Source organism: Bacteroidota bacterium (assembly GCA_008933805.1).
GTDB lineage: Bacteria > Bacteroidota > Bacteroidia > UBA8524 > UBA8524 > SB11.
The window spans coordinates 74755-90670 of the sequence record WBUH01000013.1; the positions used below are offsets into that span (position 1 = coordinate 74755).

Here is a 15916-nt window from a genome sequence, read left to right on the forward strand (position 1 = left end):
TTACTTTTGGGAGTTATATTTAATTGCAGAGGCCACTAATGCCATTAGTAACCACGCAAAAACATTTACAAGTGCGAAAATGAAATAAAAGTGGATTGCCATCCCCAATAAACCCCAAAAGAATGGTTTCTGAAAATCGGGGATACTTTTAAATTTAGTAATAAAGTACAAAAAGAAGCTGAGTAACAAGCCTACAAATGGTATAAACAAAAAGAGCCCTCCTTCAGCTAACACATTTATATAAGAGTTATGTGAACTAAGCTGATCCAGATTATCTACCCCAGTCAGACGTTCAAAACCTTCAAACTTCCCTTCAATGTTATAACTCCGCGAGTTAAAATTGTTTAAGCCGATTCCAAAAAACGGATTTTCGCTAAACAATCCAAGCCCTTTTTCAACCTGAGCCAAACGCACCAAGTAAGATTCATCCTCAGCAAGGGTGGTTTCAGTTTCATAAATCAGGCTGTATGTACGCTCGTTAAGTTGAAAAACGGTATCCTTAACCACAGGCAAATTCATAGATAAATACCCTGTAAACAAAAGCGCTGCTATTAAACCTATCCGTAATATGTTTAGCCTGTTTGAGTACAAAGTAAGGAAACAAGTAAGGATGGTTAATATTGAGCCTGAACGGCTACCTGAAAGTGTACCTGCAAGTACTACTAATATACTTGCAATAACAGCCCTTGATTGCCCCCATTTCTCTTGCACATAAAACACCAGCATGGGCGCAAAACAAATAAGAATAAACGAATACATGTTTTGTTGCAACCCGATAAAAAAGGCAGAGGCATTACCCAATGCCTCGCTTATGGTATAAAAATAAATAGTGGATATGGTTACACCCCAAAAAGCGGCTTTATAAATAACCTTATAATCAAGCTGTATGGCGTTAAATGAGAAGAGTAGCACCAAAAATATCCAATACAGGTAGTTGGGTAATACTGCTATTCCTTTCGTAAACGAGTTTTCTACCGGAGAAAGCAACGACATTAACACTGAAAGTATGGCACCAATTGCAAACATAATTGCAAAGAGGTCTACCCTATTCATGTTTTTGAAGAGCAGGTTTCTTTTACGGTATAATTCAGAAACTAAAAATGGAAAAAAGTAAAACGACAGGTTTTGAATGATAATAATTACCGGAAACGTGGTAAAAAACACATAATTGTACAACATTTTATTAAGCCTGCCCATGGTAAAAAACGCTTATGTGTTTAGTTGTTAAAATTTTGTTTAAATGGTTTAAGTATCCAATATCCCAAGGGTCCTGATAAAATGAACAAAAAAAGAATGTAAGTGAGTCTTTTTTTAAACATTACAGCAGGATAAGCAGCAAACCCCATACACCAAAGACGGAAAGCGCCCATTGGGCTACCCTCTTTTATACGACGAAAGGTGTATTTATGAATGATATTTAACACAAAACTATCTGTCAAATCTTTTTGGGTTATACCGGCTTTCTCAAGCATGGTTTTATCGGTTTCAAAAGTAGTGCGGTATTCGTCAACAAAAAACTTTAATGCTCCCGACTTTTTTTGAAGTGCATTTTGATTGTTTGGATGGACTCTATAACTGAATAACGGCTTATCTATGAAATAAGCGTACTCAACAGGCCCACCCAATAAACGGAAATGAAACCATTTGTCAGGGTTCATCATCCGTGTACCGCCATATCCCCCCACCTTTATATAATCTTCTGTGCGATAACAGGTAGCGGCAAAGTTAAAAGCTCCTTTGGCATTCAACAGGCCTCGTTTCAGCAGTTCACCTGCTTTAACTTTATATACATCACACCCTAATTGTTTGCTAAGCTCAGTATCTATATCGGTTTTCAACCACATTTTTTGCGGTGGACCCGACACACCTGTTCTGTTATCATCAGGATCTATTACATGCCACGTTGAAGAAATAATAAACGATTGGTTGCCAATTAATCCAATCAGTTGTTGGTAGGTTTCTAAAGCACCCGCACCCATCAAATCGTCTGACGACAACATAATGGTGTATTCAGCCGTAACCATGCGTGATACGGCATCTAAGTTGCCGGCAAAACCTACATTGGTTGGGTTTTTTGAGGCTATTACACGTTTATCTTTCGCAACATATTCTTGTATAACCTCCCACGATGCGTCAGTGCTATTATTATCTGCAATAGGTATTTCAAAATCAGTGTGGCTTTGTGAAAGCACACTGTCTATCGTCCTGCCTAAATACGATGCGTAGTTAAAATTGGGTATACAAACAGAAAATCTCATTATTGGCCGTTCAGGTAATTCTCAAATGCTTGCTTGGCTTCAGGGGTTCCCATGTCCCACATTTCATCAGCTTCACTGATGGTTAAGTGCAAACCTTGGGCAATATATTTTCCATACAAGGGCATTACGTAATACTCACCCTTTGTAGTTTCTTTATTATCAATAAGTTGGGTAGCTTGACGGGCAAAAAATTCCACATCGCTAAAATAGTACAAACCAGTGCTGGCGTGGTCAGATATTTTTACTTTTTCTGCCACCTCAACCACACGGCCTGTTTCATCGGTTTTTGCAAAGCTCCAGCGATCGCCCGGTAAATCAGCAACTGAAATTATCCCGGTACAATCAGCAGGTTTATTGGCAATGTGTTTACCAATTTCACTTTTTACATACGTATCGGATGCAGCGATTAACAAATCTTCGCCCGGAGCAAAAAACTGTTTTGCTTCCATTACTGTGCAAAGCTGCCCTTCGGTAACATCATCCAGTAACACCAATTCAAAATCAGTAGTGATATTATCAGTTATTACCTTACGTACATCGTATTGTTCCTGATGTTCTTTTAAGGCAATAAACACCAGTTTTGTATACGGTATTCCTTCAACCGATTTGAAAGCATGACACAACATAGGTTTGCCACACACATCAATCAACGGTTTGGGCGTACTGTAGCCTACATTGGCAAAGCGGCTGCCCCTGCCTGCCATAGGTATTACAATAATCATTTGCTACGTGCTAACCCTTTTAAAAGTTCTTCGCTCATATCGCCCCAGCTTTCAAAGCGCAAGGCGCGGTCATCGATATACAAATCGCCGTTAGGCTTGCCAAAGTATATCTCATCGTATTCTATCCCATGTGTATCCAACCACTCAAGGGTAATTTTGCCTACGTTTTTCATTACTTTACCCAAATTAGCCTCGCAGGTAGCCATATTACGTGCAGTTTGTATAATCACATAATGACCTTGCTTACGCAGGTTGCTGATGAACTCCGCCGCACCTTCTTTAGGTTTCACATCGGCATAAGTTTCGCCCTTTTCTTTCAGGTAACAGATAGTCCCGTCTAAATCTATAATTAATCGCATAATTCGTTTAAAATGAAAAGCCCTTGCAAATACATCATTTGCTGACGCTCAAAATAATCGGCGTGGTAGGGCAACATAGAAAGGAATAACAACCCTTCTATCAATTTAATATCTTCTATTGAATAGCCGCTTTCAGCTATTTGCTTATCAAGGTGAATGGCCAGATCCTCAGTGTTGGGATTGTTAAATATTGAGTACGTAAACGTGTTGCCTTCGTTCTCCACATAAAACAAATCTCCTACAATGTAATCGTAACAGCCCGAAATGCTATGACGCAGTTTGGCTACATCATATCGGGGGTCGCCATAAACTCCTTTTGCACCAAAACTGCCACGAGGGTCAATCAAACGCACTATCTGGTTATTTACGTCGTATAAGATGTTTGACAAACAATAGTCACCGTGAACGATGGTAAAGTTCTCAATGTTACACAGTGCTTCAATCTTGTTCTTAAACTTCTCTAACAGGTAATTATAATTATGTAGTTTCTTGCCATTTACAATTACCTCGTTGTAAGCCCATACCTGTTTCCAATAGCTGTTCTGTTGTTGCAGGCTATCTATACGTTTAAGGGTTTTGATAAGATATATATCGCGGCAATCGGCAGCAATGGCCGGTTGTGTGTGAGTAAGAAACAGTTTATGAATATCGAACAGGTAGTTTACTATTGATTTCCATACTGAAAGGCTTAAATCGCCATATACGTATAACTCTGAAAGCGAAGGATATCCGTAAAATTCTTGGGTGATGGATATTTTCCCGTCACTCGTTTCTTTTTTAAGTATACGCGGGGTAAGTATTTGCAGCTCTTCGGGTAGTAGTAAGTACCAGTTTAACTCATCTGCAAGCTTGTCGTTGTTCTCACTCACCTTGGTAATGGTGTTATACAACGGATGTATTACCAATTGATTGAAATGGCGCGGACGCAACAACGATTTTTTTGAAGCAATGAAAGTTTCCATGTGCCCAAAATCAAACCAATCTTGGGCTTGGATAGCTTTTAAAGGGTGTGCCGCATTGTAAGCAATCAATACGTTGCTTAATTCCCGAGAGCCTTGTTGTTTGGCTTGCTCAACACAGTTTTTAAGTAATGTAGTATCTGTGAAGCTGTAATAACCACACAAGGCCGTGAACGACTCACCTTTAAAAACCTTTTTATCTGTTAACGAAACAATAGCATTATCCGCGTTTGTTTCAGCTATACACCAGTTTTCGCTATCAACAACTTGTGATGTATAAACAAAATCGTCGTAACGGTTATAATCGTCGTATATCAACGTATCACCCAATATTAAACGAGTGCCTTTGTTAGTATCCGTATACTGTATACCAGCCATTAACGAATCTATAATTGACTGAGGATTATCCACTTCAGCAATTACAATATCCATCCGTTTGTGGTAATGGTTTTCTAATACCTCACGCAGTTTTTTGTTTTCAGCGCGAATAACCACGGTTACTTTTTCAATTTCCTTGCGGATAAGATCGTCTAAAATCCAACTGATAACGGGTTTTCCGTTAATGGGGATTGTAGCGTTTGACTGATGACTGCCTATCGGCAGCCTTGTATAGTCAATCTTACCGGCACACAGTATTATAGTATTGTTTATGCTCAATTTGCTTGTAACAATTCTTTGTAAATTCCCTCAATCTTACCCATATTAATTATGGGGTTAAATCTCTCAGCAGCGTATTGTTGACCATGCTTTCCAAACTCTGCCCGCTTTTCGGGATGGTTTATCAGGTCTTCTATTGAAGTGAGCAATTCTGTTTGCTTCACAGGATTTGATATTACATAGCCGGCAAACCCATTTTTAAGTATAGTTGATTTTCCGCTATGCCCTTGCGTAACCACGGTTGATATGCCCAAGGCTTGCGCTTCTATTGGCTGGCGGCCCATCACACCATTGTGGTTAGCAACCACCAACACATCTAGCCCCGACATTATAGCCAAGGCGTCTTTTCTAAATCCTGTTACCAGTATTTTACCCTTCAAATTGTTGTTTGCAATAAACTGCTCAACATATTGCTTTGGGCTAAGCGGTGATGATTTACCATCATTTAAAGGGGTTTGGCCGCTTTCGGCTACCCTGCCCACCATTAAAAATTTCAACGGTTTTTCAGGGTATTTGTTCACCAATGCAGCTGCCATTTCCATGAAATCCCATGCCCCTTTTTTGGCACTTATATCAGCCACCATACCAACCACAATATCATTGTCAGCTATATTTAGCTCCTTGCGCTTGTCTCGTTTTTGCGCAATAGCCTCTGCAATTTGTGACTGGGGAACGGTATTATTTATTATATGAAGGTTTTTAACCCCTTCATGTCCGTCGGTTTCATCTTCTGAGATGGCTATAACCGCATCGGCAAATCTGCTAATAGCCGATGCACTTAGCCATTTATTAATTTTTGCAGCAGTTATGCAATAAGAACTGCGTGAGTGCTGCACAATGGGAATACCAGCACCTTTCATGCTGATACCCGCATTTATAGATGCTTTATCGTTAATATGGATAATAGCAGGATTAATCTTTTTTATAAAGGCTGCCAGTTGCTTATCAGGCAATAGGGCCTTTAGCTGTTTAAAGTTAGTAGGGCTATACCAATTGGGCCCCGGAAATGTCCAAAAACGTTTAAACGCATGTACAATAACCTCTATCCCTAATTCTTCGTACAACTGACGTGCTGGGCCTTCTTGCGCAAGCAATACTACAGGTTCAAAGCTATCACGGTTGATTGCTGAAAGAAAATGCCGTAAACTGATTGCCGAGCCGGTTATCAAGCCGTCTTGGTGTATGTATAGTACTTTTATTTTTGGCATTTTTATATCCCCGTCATTGCGAGGTCTTCCGAAGCAATCTGTTTGTATATCTCCTAAAAGATTGCTTCGCTGATAATCAATTTAACTTTTTTGAGTATTGTCAAACCCGCTCGCAATAACGGTTTGCAATTATACCTCAATCTTATTTTGCTCCATCCATGCTTGCAGCACTACTAAAGCCCAAGCCTTATTCCAAGGCATTTTACCGCTTTGCCAGTTATTCAGCAATGTTTGGGTTGCTTGCGGGGTAAATATTACACCCGATAATTTACTGATACCTTCGTTTACCCTATCGGCCAGCAAACCACGCATCCATTTTTCAAACGGCATTTTAAACCCGCGTTTGCTACGCTTATCAAAGTTCGCCGGTAATTCACTTTCAAACGCGTCAAACAACAGTTTCTTTACTCCCCCTTCACGATAGCTAAGAGTTTGTTCGAATCCCTTGTTCAATGCTGCCATGTCTAAGTTGTGGTGTACTTTGTAGGCATCGGGTAAATTCCAAACATATTCTACCAACCTGTAATCTATTAACGGGAAACGCACTTCTAATGAGTGTGCCATTGCTACTGCATCGCTATCGCGCAACAGACGTGCCCCCATAAAGTAACGCAAATCCTGTTTTGCAACTTGTTGTAAACGGGTATAACCGTTTTGCAAAGGGTATTGTTCAACTGTTTCTTCAAGCAATCCGCTGTGTGAAACGCTACCCAATGATGCTCGCAAGCTGCTTTGCAAAAACTCTTCGCTATACAGGCGGTGAATGTTTTTATAGTATTGTTGGGTTGATGAATAATCAATAAAACGACCCTTTACTTTCTTTCCGATGCTGCCCATTGCAGCTACAGCCCCTCCAAACGGAGCTAACAAACCACCAATGATATTAGCACTTTGCGGGCTTTTGTGAAACTTGTGTTGCCAGCTATAACCGATAAACAGCTCATCGCCGCCAAGACCCGAAAGGGCTACGGTTACATTCTTTTTTGTGGCTTTTGATACCAAATAGGTATTTAATCCATCTACCGAAGGCTGGTCTATACCAAATATAAAATGGTCGAACGCATCGGTTACTTCCCTATCTCCAACAATTACTTTGTGATGGTTGGTACCAAAGTGTTTGGCACTTTCTTCAGCATCGGTGGTTTCGTCCAAATCATCGGCCTCAAAACCTACCGAAAAAGTATCTATTCTGGGAGTGCCAAGAGCCTTCATTGCTCCTACCACTACACTCGAGTCTAACCCTCCGCTTAAAAACACCCCTAACGGCACATCACTTACCAATTCTTCATCAACTGCATCCAGCACCATTTGGCGCACGCTTTTTACAGCATCGTTGTATGAATTAGCAGCAACGGGGTTCTTTTCAATATCCCAATAGGGACGTATCACGGGTGCACTCCCTACTTTCCAGGTAAGGCTGTGCCCGGGTTTCAGCATTTGTACATTCTCAACAGCGGTGTAAGGCGGAGCTATGTATCCTTTTTGAAGATACAGCGATAGTCCCTGTTTGCTTAGTTTACGTGGCACTAAACCACTTGCCAGCATCCCCTTCATTTCTGAACAAAACACCAATACTCCGTTGTTGTATGAAAACAACAAAGGTTTAATTCCCAAATGGTCGCGCGCTATAAACAGTTGATTTTCTTGCTTATCCCACACAGCAAATGCAAACATACCGCGAAGGTATTTCACGCACTGTTCTTTGTATTTTATGTAGAGGTGAAGAATTACTTCTGTATCTGAACGGGATATAAAACTAACCCCTTCGGCTTCGAGTTTTTTACGCTCTTCGGCAAAACTGTAGGTTTCGCCATTATAAACCATCACATAACGTCCGTCGGGCGAAAACATAGGCTGATGGCCGGCTGCGCTCAAATCTATTATAGATAGGCGAGCCATGCCCAAATGCACATTGCCCCCATCCCAAGTACCGTTATCATCAGGCCCCCTATGGTGCATGGCTTTCACCATTGCTTGTAAGGCAACATGGTTTTCAGCGCCTGCTATTCCTGCTATTCCGCACATTTATTGTTGGGTAGTTTCTTCAGCTTCTAATTTTTTCATTTTACGGCAAGGCACACCTAAATACAGGGCATCTGAATCCAATTTACCTGATACAAGGCTTAATGCACCCACAACTGTATTAGGGCCCATTGAACTGCCTTTAAGCACTACGGCATTATTTGCAATCCAACAACCATCGCCGATAAACACAGGGTCTACCGAAAAATCACGACGCATTACTTTATTCCCCACAATGGTATGGTCGTTATCATACACTTTCACGTTTTCGCCTAGCATTACACCATCGCCCAAGGTTATCCCTTTGTGGGCAATTAATGTAGTAAAACGGTTCATTACGCAGTGTTTTCCAAGCGATATGGTTGCATTATCACGGGCTTGTATCAGCACATCGCCCATCAAAGTAAGATTGCCTTTTATAATCAAACGGCTGCCCTTACCTAATTTAAACTCGCATCGTTTATCAAGGTAAAACTTACCTTCAATGCTTATTTTAGGGTAATGCTTTAATACGATGTAATATTTCACCGCATACAACCACAATGCCTTTATGTAGCCTAGTATCTTTTTCATGCAGTGATTATGCTTGCGCCTCTTGCAAGGTTAGCAACACCAGTTTATAACTTTGCATATCAGCAATCTGGTCGTCGGTAAGTTGTACACCAAATTCCTCTTCCAAAGCTACAACAAGGCTCATGTGCCTTATCGAGTCCCAGTTTTCAATTGTATCCTGGCTGCTGGTTTCGTTAATTGTAGTAGGGTCAACTTCAAATACTGCACCCATTATTTCTTTTACGCGATCTTCCATTTTATATACTTCTTAGTTAAGAGATGGTTCTATTAATTGTGCGCAACGTTGAGCTGCTTGTCCGTCGGTAGGACCATAAAATTGTTTGGCATACAGTTCCGCTTTTCGGCTTGATGCATCAAAAGCATCAAAGTTCTGTAGAACTGCCTGTTCAATCACTGTATTCAGCTCTGCTTTGTCCGATATAAGTTTTACTGCACCTTCCTTCACAAACGAAAGTTCTTTGTAATCACCCGTAAGGTCTAAACTGATTACCGGTTTGCGACAAAGCATAGCCTCGATGGCTACGGTTGATGCACCCGTCAGCATAATGTCTGCAAACAATGCCCAATCAAAAATATCGTTGCTTTGAGAGTGAGGCAGTTTGAAATGAACATTGGTAAGGTTTTTACCTTCCATTTCAGCAGTATAGTAACTACGGTTATCTTTTGGATGTAGCTTGAAATAAAACTCTACGCTTCCGCTATGGTTTTTTGCTACCTCCATCACTGCTTCAATGCTCTTTTTGTGATGATTTTCAGTAGTTAAGTGCCCCGGCCCTGAAAACGCCACTAAAACTTTTAGTTTACCCTGCGCCTTACTTCCCGCAGTATGAAGTTTTTTCATCAGTTCATCAAGGTAAGGGGCTCCGGTAATTTTAATATCAGCTTTGGTCCCTGAATCTTTCAGTACTTGTTTAGAAACTTCACCATATACAAATATTGTCTTGCTAATATGTGTACCGAATATTCCATCAACCTTTGCCATGGCTCCATGTTGTATCATAAACGTAGGGATGGATTTTGCATTAAGAACATCCGTAAGTGTACGTCCTTCGGTAGGAATATCGTAGCCGATTAGGGCTGCTTTGGGGTTTACGTTTGTAATTACTTTTTCGTAGTCAGCCTGAAGTTGACGGGTGTAAGTAACATACTCCCTAAATGCTTTTGAAATCGTATCGATATCTTCTGCAGTAATTATAGCAAGGTTTGTATTTGCTATAATGCTTGAGACAACCGCCTCAAATTCTTTTACTTGTTTCTCTGCTATTATACCCCGTTTGGGCAGTACTACTTGTATTTTGTTGTATCCTTCTAAAGCAGGATTTGCCAACAACTGCTGCTTATTTGAGATGTAAGTAACGCGGTACTTCTTTTCCTTTAATAGTGAGGTAACAGGTAACGCTTGGGGTAGATGGTTGCTTTCAGCAACCCACACCAGCAAATCAGTTGCGGGATAATCTTTTCTTAGGGATTGCTTCCGCTTAAACTCCTGCAAAATACCGGCTGCCTGTTGTTTTAATCCCTTAGCATTAGCTTTTTGTGTATGGCTGCTTTTGATTAGGTGCAGGTAATAATGCACTATCATTTGCCCAAAAGTGCGACTATATTCAGTAGGCAAGTTTGCCTGTATAGTGCGCAAATCATTAAAATATTGTCCCTTGTCTGTACTCATCAGGCGTTAACGCCGCTTTCAGCTAATTGTATGGTTATAAAATCAGGGTAAACAGCCTGCCAGTTGTTAAGTGCAAGACTATAGTGCTTTTCACTGTCGTTTTGTTGCAGCACTTCAAAGCCGTTGTTATCATAAAACGGTTCTACCTGTGCATTCTTAGCTGTTTTACTGTATTTGGCGGTTACTTTTTCAACACCGCTTTTCTTTAAATCTTCAATAATGTAGGATAGGAAACTAGACTCAATCTTGCGACCCAATACACGACAACTCATCAAAAAGCTGTCAAATTCGGCTTCGGTACCGATGGTTTTGGCGATACTTAACCCTGTGATGCCATACGACCCGAATTTATCGCTCACTTCAAATACGTACACTCCGTAATCAGGCGACTCAATAAACTGTTTGATGTCGTTCTCAGTATAGCGTTGGGTAGTGAGGTTAAACTGATTGGTTTTTTGGGTCATTTGAGCAGTGCGGGGTATCAGGCTGCTATCGTCTTTAAATATCTTGATAACGATACCCAACGAGCTTAAATACTCTTCAAGGTTACCAAAGCTGTCTTTCTGAGACTCGCGTTGTTGTTCCTGCTTATACATCTTAATGCGCTCCAAATCTTCTTTGGTTTGCGAGTGATGATAAAACAAACGGCTCACCTCTTTTATCATCGCAGGATATTCATGCGCGGCTTTAGGCACCTGAAAAGTAAGTACTTCGGGCAACTGCTCACGGATAAAGTTTACCTCAAAGTTTGAGTCGTCAATAAACACCAAGCTATCAATGCCAATGTTCAAATCGGCAGCAATTTGACGCAGGTTGCTAACTTTATCTTGCCAGTTTACTTTCTTTATTACAATATGCTCATCGCGCAGGTACATATCAGAATGCTTTTCTAACACCTCGTCTACGTCGGCAGCATTGTTTTTACTATTCAGCCCTATTATTATGCCCTTCTTACTCAATTCAACAGCCATACGTTGCACCAAATGAAAAGGTTTACCCTTTCCATCCTCAGCCATTTGTATGCCTTCAAATCCATCTTCACCCAAAATACCACCCCAAAGAGTGTTATCACAGTCAAAAATCAATGCTTTTTTGGCCTTGCCCATTACTGAGCGCAGCACGGGCAGTATCTCTTCAACATATCCTTGAAAAAATGCCAATGTATGTAAGCTTTTGCTGCTGTTAAACATCCGCATATCTATGCAGGTTTCCAGTGAGTAGCGTTCGTACACACGTTTCACATCCACCAAAAATACATTGTCGGGCTTTTGCTGCTCAAGGTATTGGTTCAATACCTCCTCGGCAATGCGCAAGTTGCTTTTGCGTACATCATGTTCAGCAAAGGGTGTAGCACAAAATGTATTCACGAATACTATTGATGATGATGCCAAACTACCAAACACTAAATTGATATCGTTTTTAACTTTATCAATCAATTGTTGCAGTTGGGTATTATCCATTTCATCGGCTTTGTAATATAGGCCGGGCATATAGTTTGCCAGTTCCCAAAATACAATTTTGGCCTTCTTATCATCGGCCATTACCATACTGTCCTGCACAATGGTATCGTAGTCGTGTACCTGCACATCGGGGTTCACCCCCATCATCCGCACGTTATATTCCAACACATCTTTCAGCATATTTACTGTGATGTTGTTGAGTATATGAAAGCCAACGGCAGGTTTACCCGCCAATTCGTCCTTCAAGCGTTTGTTTTCCTTTAATAAGTCGGTATATTTTATAAGCGTTTTCATACTTATAGCATGGTTTGACCACCCCTTACACGAATGGTCTCACCGGTAATGTAATTTCGCGCTTGCAAAACTATGCAAGCCAATGTGAGAGCGTATTAAATGATTATGAGCAATGCATTAAGCATCTTGTCTCTTAAACGCTTCAAGCACTATCAGCTGGAAAGGCTCCTGCCTGTTGTAGTAAGTACGTGTAAGCAACTCAAGGTAAGTCACTTCAAAACCGTGTTGGTTAAACATTTCGGTGATATGCTCAGGGGTTTCAAAACGTAACGGGAAGAAATTTCCGTAATACGGTGAGTTTTCACGATGAATACCGTCGAGAGTATACTCATCAATTTTTACTGACGGTGCGTGATTTATAAACGCCTCTGAACCGGTCGAAAAAGTATTGCAAAACATTTTTGCACCCGGTTTAAGTACACGGTTTGCTTCGGTTAAGAATTTATCAAAGTCTTTCACATCCAAGCATACGCTTGAAAGCACGTCAAGCAAAACATCAAAAACCTTATCGCCATAAGGCAATTCGGTCATACTTGCTGCTTTCAATTCGCCATCCGTACCCCAACGCTCAAACATCTTCTTTCCCCATTCTAATGACGCAGCAGAAATATCGATGCCGTAGATATCAAAATTTTCTTTGCCTAATGGCCACAAATTGCTACAAACGCCACACCCTACTTCAAGTATTTTAATGTTTTTACGCTCATCAAAAGGCATTTTGAAGTAATTGCGTCCCATAAAGCGCATTAACTCTTCGTTTGGGAACATACGACCGGCAGCATAACCTGCTCCCGAATATTCTCTATCGTAGTATTTTTTTACATCTTCTTGCGTTGACATAGGTATAGTTTTTAGTAGTTAGTTGTTTTGTATTCTCAAATCTGGCTATACTATTATCTTACAGCATTGTTTGCCCGCCATTAACCCTAATAGTTTCGCCAGTCATGTAATCACTTCCAGACGATGCTAAAAAGGCAACTACATTAGCCACATCGGTGGGTTTTGCCAAGCGACGTAAAGGAGCCTTGCTGGCTGCTACTAATCGGGCTTTTTCAGGCACATCAGATATTAGTTCAGTCTCTGTCATACCGGGCGACACAAGATTCACTTGAACATTAAACGGCCCCAGCTCTATGGCAAGGGCTTTAGCAAAACCGTTCAGCGCATTTTTAGCAGTGATGTAATGTATCAACTCAGCAGGCGGAGTACTTTCGGTATATTGAGTGGTCAGGAAGATTATTTTGCCGCGTTTGCGCTCCTTCATTTGGGGCACAATGTGTTTAAGCAGCAAGAAATTGGCTTTTATATTGATATTGATATGATCGTCAATATCCTGCCAATCCAGTTTATCAAATTTTATGTTTGAGAATTTAACTGTTGAGGCATTAATCACAATATCAATATGGCCAAGTTTACGTGTCGCTTGCTCCACCAAATGCTCTACTCCTTTTTCGGTAAGTAAATCCCCCTGAATGACCTGCGCCTTCACCGTTTCAGATGAAAGACTTTCGGCTAATCCATCGGCCTTGCTTTTGTTGCTATTGTAATGTATACCGATATTGTATCCTTCTTTAGCCAGTTTTTTGCAAATGGCTTCTCCAATCCCTCCTGAAGCACCTATTATCAACGCATTTTTAAGCCCAATATCCTCAGTAGTTTCTTCTTCAGCTTTTTCTACCTCGTGTTCAACTACTTTTACTTTGGCTGAACCGTTGGTTACTTTTTGTTTGTGCTGGTTATAAATTTCAGTCTTAAGCTCAATTACATTTTCGCGGGTGTTTTTGCCTGTTACCTCACCACGAATGGTAAGCGTATCACCCACTCTAACGGGCATTAAAAATTCAAGACTTTGCGAAAACCACAAGGCACCATCGCCGGGTATTTTCGTCCCTATAATGGTTGATATGAACGAAGCCCCCAGCATACCATGGGCTACAGGTTTTTTGAACGATGTCTTTGATGCATATTCTTTATCAATATGAAGCTTATTATCATCTCCTGTTAAGTCAACAAACTTCCTGATATCTGCATCAGTTATTGTATGTACAATTTCAGCAAAATCGCCTATTTGTATTGATTCAAATTTGCTCATTGTTGGTTACCTTAATTATTTGCAGGCTGGTTTTGTTGTAACCCTTGCCCTGCATGGCGAGGACCATTAAGAATATAATCCACATAGTAGCGGCTCATCTCTTCGATATATTGCTCTTCAGTAATTCCTACTTGCGCCATTTCAATGTAATCGTTAGGGGTGTTTGATGAACGATCATCCAAACGTTTTACATAGTTCAGCACATCAATTCTTTCAGGTTTTGCACCGGCCATAATTGCCTTGAATGCATTACGCATGTCTTCGTTGGTTTTGATAATAAACACACCCGGAGCATACATAATAGGACTTGCGCCAAACAACAAAACGGGTTTTCCGGTAAATAAACTTTCCCACGCCACTGTACCCGCGATTGTTGAAACAGCACGACAATTTTGTGCCAGTTTAAAGCTATCAAACGACTTGCTAATCAGCTTTATTCGCGGATTTTTAGATAAATCGTTATAAAAATCAATGTTACGGTTGATGTATTGCTGCGCAGGATGTTCTTTAAGATACAAAAACCAACCTTCGGGCAAATTGTGCGCAATCATTTCAGCCATCAATATTTGATTTGCGAAGTAACCTCCCACGGGTGAGTTAGATGCTTCGGGCTGATAATGCAACGCTAAATACACAAAGTTTTTGGTCATATCCGGATTAGGATCGCACTTGGTTTCATAAAAATCCCTCAGCAAAGCACCAATGTGTTTGCGACTCTTATGACGCAGCTTAAAGTGTATCTTATCCAGTATAAGTGCTAAATCTACTTTGTTAAATATGCTTTTTCTTTTACGGGGTGTTCCGGGTTTTGGACGCAGCTTGCGTGCCTGCTCATTTTGATGAACTAATTTGTGCACCGGAGTGCTGGCAAGCAGCTTATCCATATAGCCATCCACCATGTAGTATGGCTTTTCGCCGTGCACTACACGTTTTATTACGTCTTGTGCCTTTTTGCTCAATGAATTGAAAAGCTCTTCTTCGTTATCAGAAATGCGGGGTAACCCTTTAAGGTCTTCCGTATGTTTTTCTAAATCTTCATATAAGATCCATTTTCCTGTAATTGGCGTGTGTGAGGTGAGCAAGGTACGAACACCGCGCAATTTGCACATACGGTACAAAATATACTCGTACGGAAAATGTGGGTAAAATGCACTTATGGTAAAGTCTATCTTGTTTTCATTCAAAAAATGATTCCAAAACCTTACGTAACGATAGTATTTGCGGCGCTTTTCTTCACCGCTATACTCAACATGGCTAATAAACGAGCTGTAATTTTGTGCCCGCATTAACAGTTTAGTATTGTGGTAATCTTCGTCAAACCAACCCCTATCGTCCTCGTTCACTACCTGGTAATCGCGCTCAAGCAAACGCATTATTTCGCTTTCCCAAGGTGACATGCTTTCTAGCAATGGCCTGTCTAAAGAAGGCATCGTGTTCCAATCCACCCCTCTAAACAAGGCATTAAACAAATCGGGTTCATCAAACTGCACCAAATTACAATCCAATGCAGCTAACTCTTCTTTAGCAGGGCAACCGCTTTCACTACCAATAAAATAAAGATTTTTAATGCCTAGTTTTTTTACCAGGTTTACTAAAAAAGGTTTATTATAGGGTAGCGAAAATTTAAGAACTACTACGTTCAT

At 40.6% G+C, this 15916-nt stretch carries 14 protein-coding genes; all 14 read right to left on the minus strand.

From position 1 onward, the window contains the following. The 14 genes from F9K23_13280 to F9K23_13345 all read right to left on the minus strand — a co-directional run bounded on the left by F9K23_13280 (window position 1) and on the right by F9K23_13345 (window position 15916). Window positions 1–1197 carry an O-antigen ligase family protein gene (locus tag F9K23_13280; protein ID KAB2914695.1) on the minus strand — a complete coding sequence of 399 codons (1197 nt, stop codon included), beginning with the start codon at window positions 1195–1197 and terminating at the stop codon, window positions 1–3. Between the two features lie 20 nt (window positions 1198–1217). After that, window positions 1218–2258: a glycosyltransferase family 2 protein gene (locus F9K23_13285; GenBank protein KAB2914696.1), complete on the minus strand. Its 1041-nt coding sequence runs from the start codon at window positions 2256–2258 to the stop codon at window positions 1218–1220. Beyond that, complete coding sequence (locus F9K23_13290) at window positions 2258–2980, minus strand: NTP transferase domain-containing protein (protein ID KAB2914697.1); 723 nt, start codon at window positions 2978–2980, stop codon at window positions 2258–2260. Before F9K23_13290 ends, F9K23_13285 begins: the two co-directional genes overlap by 1 nt. Continuing rightward, window positions 2977–3339, minus strand: a complete 363-nt coding sequence (locus tag F9K23_13295) for an HAD hydrolase family protein (protein KAB2914698.1) — start codon at window positions 3337–3339, stop codon at window positions 2977–2979. Before F9K23_13295 ends, F9K23_13290 begins: the two co-directional genes overlap by 4 nt. Then, entirely contained in the window at window positions 3330–4970 is a 1641-nt protein-coding gene (locus F9K23_13300; GenBank protein KAB2914699.1) for a hypothetical protein, read from the minus strand. Before F9K23_13300 ends, F9K23_13295 begins: the two co-directional genes overlap by 10 nt. Beyond that, entirely contained in the window at window positions 4952–6163 is a 1212-nt protein-coding gene (locus F9K23_13305; GenBank protein KAB2914700.1) for a glycosyltransferase family 4 protein, read from the minus strand. Before F9K23_13305 ends, F9K23_13300 begins: the two co-directional genes overlap by 19 nt. A 129-nt stretch (window positions 6164–6292) precedes the next feature. Continuing rightward, on the minus strand, window positions 6293–8188 hold the full coding sequence (asnB, locus tag F9K23_13310) for an asparagine synthase (glutamine-hydrolyzing) (protein ID KAB2914701.1): 1896 nt from the start codon (window positions 8186–8188) through the stop codon (window positions 6293–6295). Beyond that, window positions 8189–8758, minus strand: coding sequence for an acyltransferase (locus tag F9K23_13315; GenBank protein KAB2914702.1), 570 nt, complete (start codon window positions 8756–8758; stop codon window positions 8189–8191). A gap of 7 nt (window positions 8759–8765) precedes the next feature. Further along, a complete protein-coding gene (locus tag F9K23_13320) occupies window positions 8766–8993 on the minus strand; it encodes an acyl carrier protein (GenBank protein KAB2914703.1) in 228 nt (75 codons plus the stop codon). Window positions 8994–9005: 12 nt separating this feature from the next. Continuing rightward, window positions 9006–10427: a hypothetical protein gene (locus F9K23_13325; GenBank protein ID KAB2914704.1), complete on the minus strand. Its 1422-nt coding sequence runs from the start codon at window positions 10425–10427 to the stop codon at window positions 9006–9008. After that, on the minus strand, window positions 10427–12181 hold the full coding sequence (locus tag F9K23_13330; GenBank protein ID KAB2914705.1) for an HAD-IIIC family phosphatase: 1755 nt from the start codon (window positions 12179–12181) through the stop codon (window positions 10427–10429). The genes F9K23_13325 and F9K23_13330 overlap by 1 nt, the downstream gene beginning before the upstream one ends. A gap of 117 nt (window positions 12182–12298) precedes the next feature. Next, window positions 12299–13021 (minus strand): class I SAM-dependent methyltransferase, encoded by a 723-nt coding sequence (locus F9K23_13335; protein KAB2914706.1) that lies wholly within the window; start codon window positions 13019–13021, stop codon window positions 12299–12301. 58 nt (window positions 13022–13079) lie between these two features. Continuing rightward, entirely contained in the window at window positions 13080–14273 is a 1194-nt protein-coding gene (locus F9K23_13340; protein ID KAB2914707.1) for an SDR family oxidoreductase, read from the minus strand. Window positions 14274–14284: 11 nt separating this feature from the next. Further along, window positions 14285–15916 carry a hypothetical protein gene (locus F9K23_13345; protein ID KAB2914708.1) on the minus strand — a complete coding sequence of 544 codons (1632 nt, stop codon included), beginning with the start codon at window positions 15914–15916 and terminating at the stop codon, window positions 14285–14287.